17 protein-coding genes and 1 other RNA gene are annotated in these 16,742 nt (G+C 44.4%); 6 read left to right on the top strand and 12 right to left on the bottom strand.

Features of this window, described 5'->3' with window-relative positions; all coding sequences use genetic code 11:
* Positions 1-68: 68 nt before the first annotated feature.
* The 3 genes from ffs to ZX61_RS05745 form a co-directional block, all read right to left on the bottom strand.
* An RNA gene (gene ffs / locus ZX61_RS23570) (signal recognition particle sRNA small type) lies at positions 69-165 on the bottom strand.
* A gap of 127 nt (positions 166-292) precedes the next feature.
* Positions 293-2,311, bottom strand: coding sequence for a GGDEF domain-containing protein (locus ZX61_RS05750; RefSeq protein WP_235431293.1), 2,019 nt, complete (start codon positions 2,309-2,311; stop codon positions 293-295).
* A gap of 145 nt (positions 2,312-2,456) precedes the next feature.
* Positions 2,457-3,197, bottom strand: coding sequence for a hypothetical protein (locus ZX61_RS05745; RefSeq protein ID WP_049843741.1), 741 nt, complete (start codon positions 3,195-3,197; stop codon positions 2,457-2,459).
* A gap of 49 nt (positions 3,198-3,246) precedes the next feature.
* Between ZX61_RS05745 and ZX61_RS05740 the strand changes: the two genes are divergently transcribed.
* A complete protein-coding gene (locus ZX61_RS05740; RefSeq protein ID WP_049843740.1) occupies positions 3,247-3,549 on the top strand; it encodes a DNA base-flipping protein in 303 nt (100 codons plus the stop codon).
* A 25-nt stretch (positions 3,550-3,574) separates the two neighbouring features.
* On the opposite strand, the gene ZX61_RS05735 is transcribed toward ZX61_RS05740, so the two are convergent.
* Positions 3,575-4,003: a YbaY family lipoprotein gene (locus tag ZX61_RS05735; protein ID WP_049843739.1), complete on the bottom strand. Its 429-nt coding sequence runs from the start codon at positions 4,001-4,003 to the stop codon at positions 3,575-3,577.
* A 226-nt stretch (positions 4,004-4,229) separates the two neighbouring features.
* Between ZX61_RS05735 and tesB the strand changes: the two genes are divergently transcribed.
* Positions 4,230-5,090 (top strand): acyl-CoA thioesterase II, encoded by an 861-nt coding sequence (gene tesB, locus ZX61_RS05730; protein ID WP_049843738.1) that lies wholly within the window; start codon positions 4,230-4,232, stop codon positions 5,088-5,090.
* 42 nt (positions 5,091-5,132) lie between these two features.
* On the opposite strand, the gene ZX61_RS05725 is transcribed toward tesB, so the two are convergent.
* Together ZX61_RS05725 and ZX61_RS05720 are read right to left on the bottom strand one after the other, a co-directional pair.
* The gene (locus ZX61_RS05725) at positions 5,133-6,164 is read right to left on the bottom strand and encodes a YHYH protein (RefSeq protein ID WP_049843737.1); all 1,032 of its coding nucleotides are present in this window, start codon (positions 6,162-6,164) and stop codon (positions 5,133-5,135) included.
* Positions 6,165-6,260: 96 nt separating this feature from the next.
* The gene (locus ZX61_RS05720; protein WP_049843800.1) at positions 6,261-6,728 is read right to left on the bottom strand and encodes an Lrp/AsnC family transcriptional regulator; all 468 of its coding nucleotides are present in this window, start codon (positions 6,726-6,728) and stop codon (positions 6,261-6,263) included.
* Between the two features lie 123 nt (positions 6,729-6,851).
* Between ZX61_RS05720 and ZX61_RS05715 the strand changes: the two genes are divergently transcribed.
* Complete coding sequence (locus ZX61_RS05715; RefSeq protein WP_049843736.1) at positions 6,852-7,919, top strand: PLP-dependent cysteine synthase family protein; 1,068 nt, start codon at positions 6,852-6,854, stop codon at positions 7,917-7,919.
* A gap of 82 nt (positions 7,920-8,001) precedes the next feature.
* Here the strand turns inward: ZX61_RS05715 and ZX61_RS05710 are convergent, their stop codons facing one another.
* Positions 8,002-8,322, bottom strand: coding sequence for a DUF1244 domain-containing protein (locus ZX61_RS05710; protein WP_049843735.1), 321 nt, complete (start codon positions 8,320-8,322; stop codon positions 8,002-8,004).
* A gap of 116 nt (positions 8,323-8,438) precedes the next feature.
* The gene (locus ZX61_RS05705) at positions 8,439-9,323 is read right to left on the bottom strand and encodes a Tim44 domain-containing protein (protein WP_049843734.1); all 885 of its coding nucleotides are present in this window, start codon (positions 9,321-9,323) and stop codon (positions 8,439-8,441) included.
* Between the two features lie 194 nt (positions 9,324-9,517).
* Here ZX61_RS05705 and ZX61_RS05700 point away from each other — a divergent pair, with 194 nt between their 5' ends.
* The 3 genes from ZX61_RS05700 (at position 9,518) to ZX61_RS05690 (ending at position 13,043) form a co-directional block, all read left to right on the top strand.
* A complete protein-coding gene (locus tag ZX61_RS05700) occupies positions 9,518-10,108 on the top strand; it encodes a TetR/AcrR family transcriptional regulator (protein ID WP_049843733.1) in 591 nt (196 codons plus the stop codon).
* Between the two features lie 7 nt (positions 10,109-10,115).
* Positions 10,116-11,987 carry an MFS transporter gene (locus ZX61_RS05695; protein ID WP_049843732.1) on the top strand — a complete coding sequence of 624 codons (1,872 nt, stop codon included), beginning with the start codon at positions 10,116-10,118 and terminating at the stop codon, positions 11,985-11,987.
* Positions 11,988-12,119: 132 nt separating this feature from the next.
* Complete coding sequence (locus ZX61_RS05690) at positions 12,120-13,043, top strand: YeiH family protein (RefSeq protein ID WP_049843731.1); 924 nt, start codon at positions 12,120-12,122, stop codon at positions 13,041-13,043.
* Here ZX61_RS05690 and ZX61_RS24300 read toward each other — a convergent pair.
* From ZX61_RS24300 to menB, 4 genes are all read right to left on the bottom strand, one after another.
* Complete coding sequence (locus ZX61_RS24300; protein ID WP_167350316.1) at positions 13,040-13,216, bottom strand: hypothetical protein; 177 nt, start codon at positions 13,214-13,216, stop codon at positions 13,040-13,042. The genes ZX61_RS05690 and ZX61_RS24300 overlap by 4 nt on opposite strands.
* Positions 13,217-13,306: 90 nt before the next feature.
* Positions 13,307-14,674: an o-succinylbenzoate--CoA ligase gene (gene menE, locus ZX61_RS05685; RefSeq protein ID WP_049843730.1), complete on the bottom strand. Its 1,368-nt coding sequence runs from the start codon at positions 14,672-14,674 to the stop codon at positions 13,307-13,309.
* Positions 14,674-15,660: an o-succinylbenzoate synthase gene (gene menC / locus ZX61_RS05680; protein ID WP_049843729.1), complete on the bottom strand. Its 987-nt coding sequence runs from the start codon at positions 15,658-15,660 to the stop codon at positions 14,674-14,676. Before menC ends, menE begins: the two co-directional genes overlap by 1 nt.
* 175 nt (positions 15,661-15,835) lie before the next feature.
* Positions 15,836-16,702: a 1,4-dihydroxy-2-naphthoyl-CoA synthase gene (gene menB, locus ZX61_RS05675; RefSeq protein ID WP_049843728.1), complete on the bottom strand. Its 867-nt coding sequence runs from the start codon at positions 16,700-16,702 to the stop codon at positions 15,836-15,838.
* Positions 16,703-16,742 lie beyond the last annotated feature (40 nt).

Here is a 16,742-nt window from a genome sequence, read left to right as displayed (position 1 = left end):
CAGATGACCTGAATATGAAGAAAGCCTGCAATTTATGCGAACATATATTGCAGGCTTCAAATGGGTGGAAGCCCCAGCCACATCCCGGCACACAAGTCACTCGCTGCGGCTGCTTCCTTCCGGACCTGACCGAGTTCACGAGCTATTGTTGCGGGAGGACCAGGGCCTCCATAGATTCTGTTTCCTTAGCGTCGCTAAGGAGTGGGAGGATTATCAAACATCCGCAGGGGTATTTCAAGTCTATTACAGCAGAAATCGCCCTATTTCGCTTCAACTGCTTAGTGAGTGACCATTAATTGAAGTAAAGGACGTTTTTATCGTCATTCAAATCTTCATTGGCAGACTGTTTCGACTGCTGTTTATGTTGATACATAGCCTCATCGGCTTCATTTAGAACTTCTTGTAAGCTCATAAATGTGCGCCTTGGCAAAGAGAGGCCAATTGCAATCGATACATCGAATGATAATTGCTGTTCTTGAGAAACAAATGGAACTACTTGAAGTTTGTCGAGTACATTACATACGCTTTGTTTCTTGGCCTTTCCAACCAAAATAAACTCATCACCACCGATTCGATAGCAACGTCCTTTCCATACTTTTTCAATGTGCGTAGCGACACTTTTTAACACTTGGTCGCCCACCTCGTGCCCATATGTATCATTAATTTGCTTGAACCTATTTACATCGAGATAGATGACCGTGAGATCAGCATTTACACCACTGATAAACCTTTGATGCATAGAGCGACGATTCTTTAGGCGAGTCAGAGGGTCGGTATTTGATTGGCTGTGCAAGTACAATGAGACAATAAGCATAAATCCAATGACCATAACAAAAAGGATATTGCTTTTTCGAGAAAAAGCCTGCTCTGCTTGAAGCGTGGCACGCCAGTTCGGTTGATAATCGTAGCGCTCTATAATAGATGCAGTATCAAGCATTTTAATCGCACGAGTAAACAGTGGGGCTAAACTTGCGCCAACCTCATTTTTAGCAAAACCAATCGCGACATCAGAACGATAGAAACTGCCAATCATTTGGTCTTCTTCTAACGGTAATAAATCACTAGATTCACGCAACTTTTTGTTGAAGCTTGCCTGACTTGTCGCCATGTAATCTATCTCTCCCCCCAGCAAGGCGGTATACATTTGCTGCGAAGTAGCAAAAGACTTTAGCTCTTTATTGGGTAATAGTTGCGCGAGCAGATCAGCATAAAAATCATCTTTTAAGACGCCTATATCTTCAACGATCAGTTCTGACACATTGCTATAAACTGCATCTTTGTACCCTTCACGCTTGATCATAACGACTTCTGGAAAGTAATAAGGATCACTAAATTCCGCGATTTGCTTTCTAGGTTCAGACACGATTAAAGGGGCAATGATATCGATCCGCTTAGCGACAAAGTCTTGGTACATGCTTTCCCATGTTTCATCAGCTGCGCTGACAACTTGACATTTAAGTAGCAAAATTTCACACGCCTGTTTAACGACATCCGCACTAATGCCTGTCACTTGACCATTGTTATGGTACATCGCGTACTGTCCAACATGTTCAAGCTTCACTTTATAGGTGCGATTGAGGTTTAAATTGCTATCGATGACCGACTGGCGCAATGCTTGCTGACGAAGCTCGAACTGATATTGCTTTACTGATTGTCTCAGGCGTTTTTGTATTTCCGCGCTGTGTATATAAGCTTCGATGGATGTCAGCAAATCTCGGTGAACGTGCTTCGGCGCAATAATAGAGACAGGCTTTATAGACAGTTGGTTGTTTAACAACTGAGCATCATAGCCTGCTAGCAACATCGGTTTCAGTTGGTTAATCGCATCAACAATACCGTCGACTGTTGTTGCTTCGAGTAACGCTTTAGCCTGTTCGTGCCCAGTGTATTCAATCTGAGTAATATGCGGGTAATTAACCGCAATCAGCTCGCCGTATATTGTTCCTTCAGGAATACCTATGACATTCGCCGATTCTAAAGTGGCGTTGTGAGAACTGTATAGATAGGTAAACTCAATATTAGTCGGGCTAGAAAAGTCAAAATACTCCGCGCGTTCTGGAGTAAAGGTGACATTGGCAGCAAAGTCGGCTTGCCCGTGCTTTACTGCAAAAAGAATGTCACTAAAGCTTGGATAGTAAACATATTCAACTTGAAAACCGAAACGTTCAGAAACCGCGTCAAATAGGGTCCGTGTAACAAAATCATCGGCTTCAATTCCCACTTTATAGGCAGCACCACTCAGTGCAACTGGTGTAAACAGTACGCAGAAAATAAGCAGATTCGTTTGCCAGATTAGGCCCAACTTGCCCATAAGTCCCTTTTGAATAACTATATATATTCGATAACTTGCTCTTGAGATTAAAGCCCTGCCCAACCCGACCTGGGCGAATTTCAAACAATTCTGACACAACAAGTTGCCTATGCCAAGTGTGTGTTTAGTCAATACTAAAAGCTATTTATATATCTTGATTCTCTTCTACGCTGCGCAGAATGTAGTCTGTCATCCAAGCCGTACCCAATAAACAGATCCACACCACAAACACCGGATTGGGGACTTCAATACTTGGCGAGACCACCAGCGCTGCGAACCCAACCGTGGGTAAAGTCCAACAAAGTAACTTGCTCCAACGAAAAGTTTGCAATTTAGACAAGCTTTCCATAGAGGCCATGATTCCGGTGATACAAAGGGCAATCAAAGCCGCATAAGAGAGATCGGCTAACCATAGCGGCAGAATTAATCCAAGCGCCCACCAACTATGAGTGTTAGATGGTTTCCAGTGTGATGCCGCCCACCATATCACCGCGACAGCGCAAGTTTGAATTAAGGTCACGATGGGTTCTCCGGCGAGCTTACCGCCCGCTTGAGTGACCATAATGCCAATAAGCAAAGTAGCAACAATCAAAAAGCTAGTTAGAATCACACTTAGACTACTTCGTCGCGAAAAAGCCACCATAAGTAACGGGAACAAGACCCATAAACCAACAGAAAGTGTGATAGGCTGATGAGGAAGAGTGAGCCCATAGCTCGTCATTGCTGCCATTAATACTAGGCCAATAACGCCACCCTGAGGGAAAATCCAAAGCGCAGGAATGACCAGTGCTAATACCGGAATATCACCTTCGCTCAGGCTAATAGCTCGCGCACACACAACCGCTAACAAAGTTGTTACTAAGAATTGAAATGTTGAAAATACCATGCCCTCTCCCTATCCATTCCTTGGAAATCTGTACTAGGACACTGTCATTATGGACCAGTTTTTAATGCAAATCTTTGCAGTAATTCACCAAATTCCTTTTGGAAAAGTCAGTACTTATGGCGAGATCGCAAAATTATCTGGTTACCCAGGCTACGCACGTCACGTAGGTAAAGCGCTAGGCAACCTTCCGCCAGACAGTAAACTGCCTTGGTTTCGCGTTATAAATAGCCAAGGTCGTATCTCGCTCAAAGGAGAAGATTTAGTCAGGCAACGTGAGGCTCTGATTGCGGAAGGGATAGAAGTGAGTATTGATGGAAAAGTAAAACTAGGCAGATATCGATGGCAGCCATGATAACGCTGCCACCTAAGGTGAAGGGCTAATGACGCACCCCTACAAGGCGTAAATCAACATTATTCGTATACTCAGAGTCTGTGATAACTGGGTACATAGTATCTGTGATAAAGCGCAGTTTTCCATTGACCTCAATACGAGCGCTCACGCTATAGCGGTGGCGAGGATCGATTTTTGACGTATGGTATGCAAGATCAAATTTAAATGGAGATTGCGCACCATTGGTTTCAAATCTATGTTTAGCGATGATCTTTGCAGGTGCATCGGCTAAAGAAACATCTTGCAAAGTCACTGTAATCAACGCACCTTTTGGCAATGCAATTCGCTCTCTGTAGGCAACGGTCCCCGTCACAGTGTCGACTTTGTTTTCAGTCAGAGTTGATGGCGAAGACTGACACCCTACTAGTACCGACCCCACAACCAAAGATGCAAATAATACAAGTACCTTTTTCATAAAGACTCTCTTAACTATTAGATTTTCAAGAAGTATAAGTAGCCTCTATACGCTTGTCATTGCAATTTGATGATTATTGACAAGACTTTAACTATGTTGAGTTTCAGATGACATTGGCACTTGTTGACCCTTGAAAAGCAAACTGCACCTCAAATCAAACAACTGTTTTATTTGTCACTAAACTGAGTAAAATGCCAAGTAGATAAGAATCTTTAAGGTAGAGAAAATGAGTAAACCTCTAAGTGAATTGCTAGACTTGCTCCAATTGGAAAAGCTAGAAGAAGGCCTATTCCGAGGCCAAAGTGAAAACCTAGGGCTTCCGCAAGTCTACGGCGGTCAGGTAATTGGTCAAGCTCTGTCTGCAGCACGTTACACAGTGGATAAGGATCGTACGGTCCACTCATTTCACAGCTATTTCCTCTACCCTGGCGATCCAGAAAAACCGATTGTCTATGATGTTGAAAATCTGCGCGATGGTCGTAGTTTTAGCACTCGCCGTGTGAAAGCCATTCAAAATGGCCGTCCCATTTTTTACCTTACCGCTTCTTATCATGGCGAAGCACCTGGATTTGAACATCAAAACACCATGCCAGAAATTCCGGGGCCAGAAAATTTTTCTTCAGAATCTGAGCTTGCGGAGCGCATTGCTGACTTTTTACCGGAAAAACTCAAGAAGACGTTCTGCGGCGAAAAACCGATCGAAATGCGTCCTGTGACGGTCGTGAACCCTCTTAAGCCAGAGAAAGTAGATCCTAAGCAATATCTATGGATCCGCGCCAATGGCGAAGTACCAGACAATCAGCTGATTCATCAGTATTTGCTAGGCTATGCCTCCGACTGGGGGTTCTTAGTGACCGCGCTGCATCCTCACGGCGTTTCTTTAATGACACCGAAATTCCAAGTTGCGACTATTGATCATTCAATCTGGTTTCATCGCCCATTTAAGATGGACGAATGGCTGCTTTATGTTATTGAGAGTCCAACAGCAAGCAATACCCGAGGCTTGGTGCGCGGTGAAATCTATAACCGCAATGGTGATTTAGTCGCATCAGCAGTCCAAGAAGGTGTGATGCGATTCATCGGGTAACACACCAACCGTCAACTATGGAGCCTCCATTCGGGGGCTTCGTTAATGCGAATGTCCATGAGAGCGTTCAGCACTAAAACCACTAAAACTTGAATTAACACTGCCCTTGAAACAGTTAATCACCCAAGGAAAAGTATCTGTTACGTAGTAACCATACTGACCATTGACTGTCATCCCATTGCATTCATCTAGATCGCCTAAACCCGCAGAGTATTCCCAATCGCCACGAAACTGACCATCATAATTACTGCTTACAACATTGCCGCCAACCACAGGTGCGGTATAACTTCCTACATCGACACGCGCGCCTGTTTTTAGGCGATAACTTGATGCTGCCTTTCTTACCTGACTGGTCGAAGTATCTAAGAAACAACTGCCATAGATTGGGAAACCATCGGCGGCGAATCCAATCACCGGAGACGCCTCTCCCCCCGCGCAATCTTGAACAAACATGGCCACTGGGTTGCCATGGTAATGATACTCCCCTGTCGGCTGTACATGGGCATTGTGAATATCGGTACCAAAGCCATTGAGTGATGACATTGGGTCATACCGCCACGGGTTACTTATCTCACTTTGACCGCAACCTGTGCGTTCATTACCAACGCCATAACAAGCAGCGGCAAGTAAATCGACCTTCACACCATTAAGTAAAATGGCTTCAGAAGTCCCTAAACTCAACGCGGTAGTCGACCCCGAAAAGCTCGGTGAAGCGGTAAATTCATAATAGGTTGACTGCTCTGAAACATTGGTCGCGAAAGAGGCAGAGGCATCATTAAAATCATGGTTGGGAATCGCGTTAGATTGAATAATGCAATGACTACCACTGGAAGTGATCTGTGTTTGGCCAGTGTAAATTAGCGAACGTTGAAGATCATTGACTGTGGAGAAGAAGGTTCCAAGGTATTGCTGACAATCACCAGAAAGGTTAGCAAAAAAGAGATTGGTGATGTTGTTGCCTGACACAGAAGGCGTCGAAGATGACTCTCCCGATTCGTCTCCTCCGTTACAGCCACTGAGCAATAGCGCTGCAACGGCAAAAGCTAGGGGGTTAGTTGACGGTAATGCTGACATTTTATTCATCCTTGTTATGTATTCTTTCCCAAAGATTAGCCACAACTAGCACGATTAAAATGAGCTTTACCCGTCTTTACTCTGCCATACATTTCTTTACGTATGGCATATTGGTAATGCTGTCGTATATTTCAATGGTTCCATCGCAAAAGTTGAAGTCACGTTAGAGATTCCTTCTACCGAATTAACCAATTTTTTGTAAAAGTGATCAAAGCATTGCATGTCTTTAACCAATACTTTCATCATATAATCGTACTCTCCAGCCATCCGATAAAATTCCATCACCTCTGGAAACTGCGAAGCGGTCAAGACAAATTGGCTATACCACTCATGTGAATGGTCGCTCGTTTTGACTAAAACAAAAGCGGTGAAGGAAAGATCAAGCTTTTCCGGATTCAATAATGCAACGCGTTTTTGAATCACCCCTGCCTCTTCGAGCTTTTTCAGTCGTTTCCAGCAAGGTGTCGTGGTTAAGTTAACGGCTTCAGCCAAATCGTTCAGTGACAAAGTCGCATCGTTCTGCAATAGATCGAGGATTTTTCGGTCAGTCTTATCTATTTCCATATCGAAACACACCACAAAAGAGAAATATTTTCTCCAAATAAAGCAAATTACAACAAAAATAGCAAAGCTTTTCTCCATTCAAATAGGTAAATTAACCTCATAACGATTCTAAGGAGAAACCCGATGTGTACAGACCATAACTGGATTAACAACGCTGTTCGTAAAATTGAAGCCGATTATCAGCGTAGTGCCGATACTCACTTAATTAAGCTTGACCTACCTAGCATTGACGGTATTGATATCTATCTAAAAGATGAAAGTACACACCCAACAGGTTCTCTAAAGCATCGCCTAGCGCGTTCACTTTTCCTTTATGCGATTTGTAATGGATGGGTCGGCCCTGAAACGACGATCATCGAATCATCATCAGGCAGTACTGCGGTATCAGAAGCTTACTTTGCTCGCTTGCTAGGCTTACCATTTATTGCCGTTATGCCAAAATCCACTGCACGTAAAAAAATTGAGCAAATTGAATTTTATGGTGGTCAAGCGCACCTAGTAGATCGCTCAGATCAGATCTATGCAGAATCTCACCGCCTAGCTCAAGAGCTAAACGGTCACTATATGGATCAGTTTACTTACGCAGAACGTGCGACAGATTGGCGCGGCAACAACAACATTGCCAACTCAATTTTCAGCCAAATGGAAATGGAAGATCATCCAGTACCGACATGGGTTGTAATGAGCCCTGGTACAGGTGGTACGTCAGCAACAATTGGCCGCTTTATTCGCTACCAGAAACACGACACTAAGCTATGTGTTGTAGACCCAGAAAATTCTGTGTTTCACGACTACTACAAAACAGGCAATAAGAACCTAACTGGAAATTGTGGCAGTAAAATTGAGGGTATCGGCCGCCCCCGCGTTGAGCCAAGCTTTATTCCAGGTGTCGTTGATGAGATGCGCACAATTGCAGATGCCGCTTCTGTAGCAACCGCACACTGGCTTGAGAAAATTCTAGGCCGTAAAGTTGGCGCTTCTACTGGAACAAACCTCTATGGTGTTCTTCAGTTGGCAAGTGAAATGAAAATGCGCGGTGAAAAGGGCTCCATTGTTACCTTGTTATGTGATAGTGGCGAACGTTACTTAGATACTTACTACAACGATGAGTGGGTAAAAGAGAATATTGGCGATACACAGCCCTATACAATTAAACTCGAAGAATTCGAGGCAACAGGCCAAATTAGCTAACCATCACATCTAGCAACAACAGTCAACTCGGCTAAAAAAACAACCGCCACTCTAGGAGTGGCGGTTTCGCAGATAACAGTATTTAATTTTTGTTTTGGCGCGCTTCAAACGCCGCCAGTTGCTCTGGTGTCGCTTTCGGTTGGTGGTTTTGTTTCCACTCATCGTAAGTCATGCCGTAAACACGTTCACGTGCGTCATCAATATCCAGCTCTAAACCTTGTGTCTCAGCTTCAGCTTTATACCACTTGCTAAAACAGTTTCGGCAAAATCCGGCCAAAATCATCAAGTCTATATTTTGCACGTCTTTATTGTCATCAAGATGGGTTAAGAACCGACGAAATACCGCTGCATCAAGCTTGTCTTGCTCTTCTTGGGTTAGATTTTTGTATTTAAATTCAGCCACTTTACTTACCTTCTCGTCATTGTTTTTGTCTTAAAATTGTATCAGTCTCGCGCTGTAAAGCACATACAAAAACGCCCGAGCAAATCGCTCAGGCGTTTATTACACGACATGACTGTTTAAGCTTGGATACCAACAATCAACCATGGCGCATTTGGTGTTGTTAGGTCACGTTCTAAGTGCCACACGTCGGTAATATCTTCTTCGACCCCTTCTTCGGCATCGCGGTAACGACCACTAAACTGTAGGCTTAGCTGAGCTTTACTTGCGTCGAAATCTGCGCGAACAATTTCTGCATCAACATACATAACATCCGTATGCTGTTCACCATCTAGCTTCGCACGCTCCGATATCAGGTCTTGATACAAACTTGGCGACACGTATTCTTCGATTGTTTCAAGCTGGTTGTGGTTCCATGCACCTTGCAAAATTCGGTAGTGCTCGCGAGAACCATTAACGAATGCAGCTTGGTCGAAGCCCGGTGGGTAGTTGTGAGGGACGTCTGTTTGCGCACCGAAACCAAAGCCACCAGCTTGCGCTCCGCTATTTTGTGGTTGCTCAAAGTTGTGAACATTTGGCTGTTCAAACTTAGGCGTTGAAGAACCGCCAAAAGCAGGCTGCTGGCGATTCTGATTCATACTGCCTTGCTTAGCACCAAGCATACCTCGCATCAGTTTAAAGATAACAAAGGCAATTAGACCCATAATCAGGATATCCATAAACTGGATACCTTCAAATGCGCCACCGAAGAAAGCAGCGAGCAAACCACCCGCAAGCAATCCACCTAGTAGACCGCCCATCAAGCCTTTCTTACTTGAGCTTTGAGTTTTACTGGTTTGTTCTTTACCAATAGTGTTGGTGTTCTTTTGTTGCTGTTTTGGCGCAGGCGCTGTTTTAAAACTTTTGCCAAATGATTTACCGCCACCAAACTTCTTCGCTTCTGCAATTGGCGTGATCGCCACAGAAACCATAAGTAAAGCAACAAGGGAAAAGAGTCGTTTCATATTCTTCCTTTGAGGATCCTATTAAGGTTATCAATTTATTCTTATTAATCTATATTAACCCTACTAGTCTTATAATCAAACCAAAACGTCTCCGACACATGTATCAGAATATTGCAATTTACCCTTACTGCGGTTGACGATATAGGTACTGGCTCATTAGAATATTGAACATTGTTCATTTTAGAATACTTATCATGGCCCGAAGAAACGATCATACGCGTGAAGAGCTTATCGCGCTCACGCTTAACACCGTCAAAGAATTTTTAGTAAGTAATACCTATCACGAGTTAAGCTTGCGGAAGATTGCGACAATGATCGGCTATGTACCAAGTACTCTGGTCAATGTCTTTGGCAGCTACAACCTGTTACTTCTCCACGCAGTTGCCCAAACTCTCGACGAACTTTCAGAAGAAGCTAAAGCTGTGGTTTCCCATTGCCAAGACCCTAAATCAGCTTTGTATGAACTCGCCTACTGCTACCATGATTTTGCTCAGCGCCACCCACATCGTTGGCAACTAATCTTCGAACATAATATGAATGGTGAGACGCTCCCCGAGTGGCAAGCGGAACGCATTGATTCGATGACCGGAATGCTGGAGCAACTTCTCCAGGTTTTAGCTCCTGAACGAAGCCCAAAAGAAGTGCTGCAAGCAAGCCGCGTGCTTTGGTCTGGAGTACATGGGATCACGCTGTTAAGTGTCGACGATAAATTTTTCGCAGCAGAGCCAATTGATGGAAAGGTGCTGATAGAAAACTTGCTCTCTAATTACTTAAATAATTGGTAATCCCTTAATGTCGAATAGCCAAACTTCTCTACTAGGGCAAAAGCGATTTCTACCCTATTTCATTACCCAGTTTTTCGGTGCATTTAACGACAACATTTTTAAAAATGTTTTATTGTTATTTGTTGCTTTCGCTGGTGCTGGCGTATTACCGATCTCTAGTAATTTGTTCATCAACTTAGCGGCAGGCTTATTCATTCTTCCCTTTTTCCTTTTCTCTGCCTCTGCTGGTGTTCTTGCTGATAAGTACGAAAAATCTTGGTTCATTCGTAAAGTAAAGCTCGCCGAGATCGGTATCATGTGCCTTGGTGCCATTGGTTTTATCACTGAAAGCTATATCATTTTGCTTATCTTACTGTTTTTGATGGGCACCCAATCTGCGTTTTTTGGACCAGTCAAATATGCTTTGTTACCACAACAGTTAAAAGCGAATGAACTTGTTCCGGGCAACGCCTTGGTCGAAACGGGCACATTTCTCGCAATATTATTGGGAACACTTGGAGCGGGTGTCATCGCTTCAGCAGAGAGCGCTAAATATGTTGCTGCGGCCTGCGTTGTTCTATTCGCTATATTTGGTTATCTATCTAGCCGTTCAATTCCTGAAGCCCCCGCGAGCGCACCTGAGCTAGAATTTAAATGGCAACCTGTTAAACAGACGAAGAAAACCATCGCTATTGCTAAAGCGGACAAAACCATCTTCCGCTCACTAATGGCTATTAGCTGGTTTTGGTTTTTAGGCGCTGCATACCTCACTCAATTCCCAAATTTCACTAAACTGCACCTCAATGGTAGCGAAAGCGCGGTCTCTTTCTTATTGGCACTGTTTTCTGTCGGAATTGCAGTAGGCTCGTTAGCTTGCGACAAGCTTTCCAACCACCGTATCGAAGTGGGCATTGTGCCTTTAGGTAGTTTAGGCATTACTATTTTTGGTGCTTTGATGGCTATCTCAGTCCCTCAGCAACTGCCTGAGTTTGCAAGCTTTAGCGAATTTGTGATGCACAAACCATTGTGGTCGTTGTTTGCTTACCTGCTTCTGCTTGGTGCTTCTGGGGGGATCTTTATTGTCCCTTTATACGCTTTAATGCAGCAGAGAGCGAAAGTGGCCGAACGAGCACAAGTCATTGCTGCACTTAATATTTACAACTCACTGTTTATGGTTGGTAGTGCCGTCTTAGGCATTGTGTGTTTAACCATCATTGAACTCTCTATTCCTCAACTTTTCTTGTTATTGGCGGTGTTAAACCTCTTGGTCGCTGGCTACTTGTTTATGCAAGTCCCTATTTTTGTGGTGCGCTTTTTGACTTGGGTCATCACCCATACCATGTACCGCGTCAGTCATAAAAATACGCAAAACTTACCTGAAAAAAACGGCGCACTGTTAGTCTGCAATCACGTCAGCTATATGGATGCGTTACTGTTAAGTGCGGTGTGCCCTAGATTGATTCGCTTTGTAATGGAAGAAAAATACGCCAACTTGCCACCACTCAAACGATTCTTACAACGCGCTGGGGTCATCCCGATCTCGGCAAACAATCGACGCTCGATCATTAGCGCTTTTAATGAGGTAGAGAAGGCACTATCGGAAGGACACATTGTCTGTATCTTCCCTGAAGGTCACCTAACGTCAGATGGGGAAATGAATCAATTTATGCGTGGTATGGATATTATCCTCAAGCGGAGTCCTGTCCCTGTCATTCCTATCGCATTAAAAGGGCTATGGGGCAGTTACTTTAGCCGCTATAAAGGTGCAGCATGTAAAGGGCTACCGACTCGTTTCAGGTCTAGGCTCGAAATTGAAGTGGGCGAGCCTGTCGCGCCAGAAAGCGCGTCTACAGAAGCGATGCACAGCAAAGTCGCAGCACTAAGAGGTGATTGGCGTTAGCCCTAGCACGCAAGAGCCATACAAACGTTAAGTTTTTCTTAACGCTTGTTCAAATCAATCGGCTCTCTTTGTCGCTGTGAGTCAGCTAGAATACTGGCTCCTGTCTTTCTAACTTTGCTGTCCTCCCAGAAAATGAACAATATCAAAACTCAATTACCATTTTGGATTGCACTGACTATTTGCTTCACACCATTTGTGGCATCCCCTACTGCGTTGGTTATTGGGTTCCTGTTAGCGTCACTAGGCTTAGTTCCGACTCAATATAATCTTGCCAAAGTAACCAAGAAACTATTGGCCTACTCGATCGTGGGCTTAGGTTTTGGTATTCAATTTGAGCAGGCGTTAGCCGTCACCTCTGATGGGATTGGCATCATTATCGCAACAATTGTTGGTACACTGGTAATTGGCTGGTGGTTAGCGAAAGCACTAGGGTTAAATAGAGAGACGGGATATCTGATTTCATCGGGTACCGCGATCTGCGGCGGTAGTGCTATTGCGGCAGTCTCTCCGGCAATCAAAGCCAACGACGAACAAATTGGCTTATCTCTCGCAACGGTTTTTGTGCTTAACTCTATCGCGTTATTTGTTTTCCCAGTCATTGGACATGCACTCAACCTCGATCAACACACTTTTGGCACATGGGCCGCGATTGCTATTCACGACACATCTTCTGTGGTGGGAGCAGCTTCAGCCTACGGTGAAGAAGCATTAACCACGGCAACGACGCTTAAATTAGCGCGTGCACTATGGATCATTCCTGTCGCTTTTGTCAGTGCATTCCTATTTCGCAGTGAGTCGAAAAAAGTCACCGTCCCTTACTTTATTTTATTTTACTGCGTGGCCATTGCCGTCAGTGATTTGATGCCCCAATTTGAAGCCATTTATCAGGGGGTTTTTGATATAGCGAAACGAGCACTAGTGGTATGCTTGTTCTTGATTGGGTGCGGAATTTCAGTGGAAAAGCTTAAGTCTTCCGGACCTAAGCCCCTGATTTTTGGTGTCACTCTGTGGATTCTAATCTCTACGACATCTTTAGCTTGGATAACCCTCGCTTAAGCATCTTCAGTTTTACACTGCTGCTTTTTGCGCTTGCTCGTCTTTAAGTTAAAGACAATGGCCAAAACCAACAAAAACGCAGAGAGCTCAGCTAATGATCTCGCGAGACCTTCACTTTGGATAGCAACAACAATCTGTAATATCACGCCTATCACAAGTACTGCCTTAATCATCCTTATGCCCTAACCCTTAAATATCTAGAAACATTATGAGTTAGGGTTATAAGAATACTAAATTCATATTTGGACTATGAAATTGCCAAATTAACTAAGTTGGCCCTCTAGCCACTGCTTGACTTTGTGCCTCGACACTTTTATCCCACTTTGCAACAGTTCTTCCGGCATTTTGTAGTAAGCAATTGGCCACTTCAGTTTTGTTAGCGAGCCTTTAAGATACTCTGCGATTTTCTGCTTATCAATCGTATCAGTTGTGGCAATAACGGCGATTGGTCTATGGCCAAACTCGCTGTCTTCTATAGGTACAATCACAGATTGATTTATGAATGGAAGTTTGTTCAGGGCCTCTTCGATCTCTTCACAATGGATGTTTTCACCACCAGAGATAAACAAATTGTCTGCGCGGCCAATAATCTTCAGTTCCTGATCAAGCATCTCGCCGAGATCTTTACTGTCAAACCAACCGTCTTCAGTTATTGGAGTGAGTTTTCCTTGAACATAATAGCCAGCAGCTAAAGTTTTACCTCCAATAAAAATCCTTTGCCCTTTCAAGCGTAATTTACGTTTGGGAAGCAACTCTCCAGCACTGGATTGAGCATCAATGCGTTTTGCTGTCACTGTTGATGCAGCTTCTGTCATTCCGTAACCAAGCCATGTTTCGATGCCAAGTTTTTCAGCTTGCTTACTAAGCTCCACCGGTACATGACTGCCACCTAGCAATACATGACTAAGCGACAACTTCACTTCATTATCGACAAGCCTCTTAAGTTGGGTAGAGACTAAAGAGGCGTGGGTGACTCCCTGAATATCTTCAGCCAATTCCCCTTTGCCCATTTTCAAGCTTGCACCACTGAACAGCCAGCGATAGATAATCGCCAATCCAGAGACATGGTACATAGGTAGGCTCAGTAACCAGGTATCTCCTCGTTTAAACTTAAAGCGCTGCAACAAACCTTGAGCGGAAGCCAAATGCTGCTTAGAGGTATGAGCTACCGCTTTAGGCAAGCCCGTAGAACCAGACGTAAATATGATAGAAGCCAGCGAGTCGTTATTAAAGGAGGCATAACCAGTTTGATTGTTTGATAACTTCAGCTCAATGTTTTGGTAGTTGTAAAGGTGCGGAATATCACTAGAGAGCCACACTTTAGCCTCACTCGGCTTCGAATATAAAGTGCTGAGTTTTTGTTGAAATTCTGTCTCTGTTTGCGGCATGGTGATGGCGCAAATCGCCTCTAGCTCGAGACAGGCCAAATAAACCAAGATGAGTTCAGGGCTATTCTTGCCAACACAAGTCAATACACTGTCCGTTCCAATACCTTGGCTTGCCAATGAGTTAGCCACCTGCTCGACCACAGTTGTTAGCTCAGCCCATGTGTAACTTTTTGAAGGTGTAGACAGAGCAAATAAAGATGGGCTCGATTGAGCCCATTGACGTAGCGGTGATAAGTGACCCATTACGCCTGCCAGATTAAAGCCTGATCAGACAAACGAGCTATTGGAAGGTCACAGCCAGGCCACGCGACTTCTAGTTGCTGAGCAAAGAGGCCGACCGTATCAAGGCCCGGCACTTCGTCAGGTAACTGCCAATGAGCCAGTCTTGCTAGCTGAGTTAAGCCTAGGCTCGACTCAATACTCGAACTAATTACCGCCTTTATCCCAAGTGATTTCGCTTTGTCTATCAACTCGATACTGCGCTCCACTGATCCAATCAAAGTGGGTTTGACCACGATCGCTTTAGCACCGTTGAGGTCTTCTAGCTTAAACTCCTCTTCGCGGATAGCATGTTGCAGTGTTTCATCCCAAGCTATGGCAATGCCCGTATTGATGGCGAAAGAGAAGCTGTCTCCCGGAGATTGACAAGGCTCTTCGATAAAAGCAATCCGACCACGTAGCGATGGGGCAATCTTCTTCGCGAATTGCTGCGCTTTCTCTGCTGTCCACGCTCGGTTTGCATCCAAACGCAAGGTCAAGTCAGGAATCGACTCTAAGAACAGGCTGACCAGCATCCCATCACGAATGGGCTCATATAGGCCAACTTTTATTTTCGCAACCTTATTGCCTGTCATCGCGTTTAGCTTAGGTAACAACTCATCTGGATCCCCCGAACACAATGGCGCAGCTTGAAAACAGCCTTGTTGTGGAAGTTGCTTATTCAGCTCTAAGCTAGCCATTGACAAGCCGAATGCGACAGATGGGTACAGCTCATCAAAATTGAGTGCTTGGCCTTGTTGCCACAACGCCAGTTGCTCGATCAATTGCGAGTAAACATCTTCCATTGTCTCAATACTAAAACCAGGTAGGGGCGCAATTTCACCTCGACCAATTTCACCATCAAGAACCAGCTCAACGATAAATCCCTCTCTCTGCTTGAGCTTTTGTTCACGCAGTATCACGCCACTGTCCATCGGCAATTCATAGCGATACAGTTTGGCTGATCTCATAGCAATATCCCTTTCTTTATTGATATAAATGTAGCTTGCGTTGGATATTTCACCCATTTGTACGTTGATATCTAAGCTGTAGCCTCAAGAATAAAGAGAGGACGCAGAATATAGAAACCTATATGAGCACCCTCGAAACAGTCATTGATGCCAACGCGACAATATAAACAACAAATTAAGGGTTACGTGGGAACTTATTAAAGTCAGGACGACGCTTCTCATTAAACGCATTACGGCCTTCTTGACCTTCTTCCGTCATGTAGAACATCATGGTTGCGTTACCTGCAAGCTCCTGAAGACCAGCTTGGCCGTCACAGTCGGCATTCAGCGCCGCTTTCAGACAGCGTAGTGCCATTGGGCTGTGCTGGAGAGTTTCACGGCACCAGCGAACCGTTTCTTTCTCTAGTTCTTCAACGGGAACAACCGTGTTAACTAACCCCATATCGAGCGCCTCTTGCGCATCATAGAATCGGCATAAGAACCAGATTTCACGTGCCTTCTTCTGACCAACAATACGAGCCATGTAAGAAGCACCCCAGCCACCATCAAATGAGCCTACTTTAGGTCCTGTTTGACCAAATTGTGCGTTTTCAGCCGCGATGGTTAAGTCACACATCATATGTAGAACGTGACCACCACCTACAGCCCAACCTGCAACCGAAGCAATCACTGGCTTTGGACATGTACGAATTTGACGCTGGAAATCAAGAACATTTAAGTGGTGGGTACCCGAATCATCTTGGTAGCCTCCGTAGTCACCACGAATCTTCTGATCACCGCCAGAACAGAATGCTTTCTCACCTAAACCAGTAAGGATTATGACGCCAACCCCTTCATCATAACGCGCGTCTGTCAGCGCATTGATCATTTCTTTGACGGTTTGTGGGCGGAATGCGTTACGAACTTGAGGGCGAGCGATAGTAATCTTAGCGATTCCATCTTCTGATTTGTGGTACTGAATATCTTCATATTCACCTGTGCAGTCATTCCAGTTAACTGGAGCGTATAGTTCTTCTTCTGAGATACCGACTGTTTTTGCCATGGTGATTCCTAGTTTATTTACTTATTGGCTCAACTGACTA

It is taken from the genome of Vibrio sp. VPAP30 (assembly GCF_001188205.1).
Classification (GTDB): Bacteria; Pseudomonadota; Gammaproteobacteria; order Enterobacterales; family Vibrionaceae; genus Vibrio; species Vibrio bivalvicida.
The sequence above is the reverse complement of the archived record's forward strand: the minus strand, read 5'-3'. Positions and strand labels throughout refer to the sequence as shown.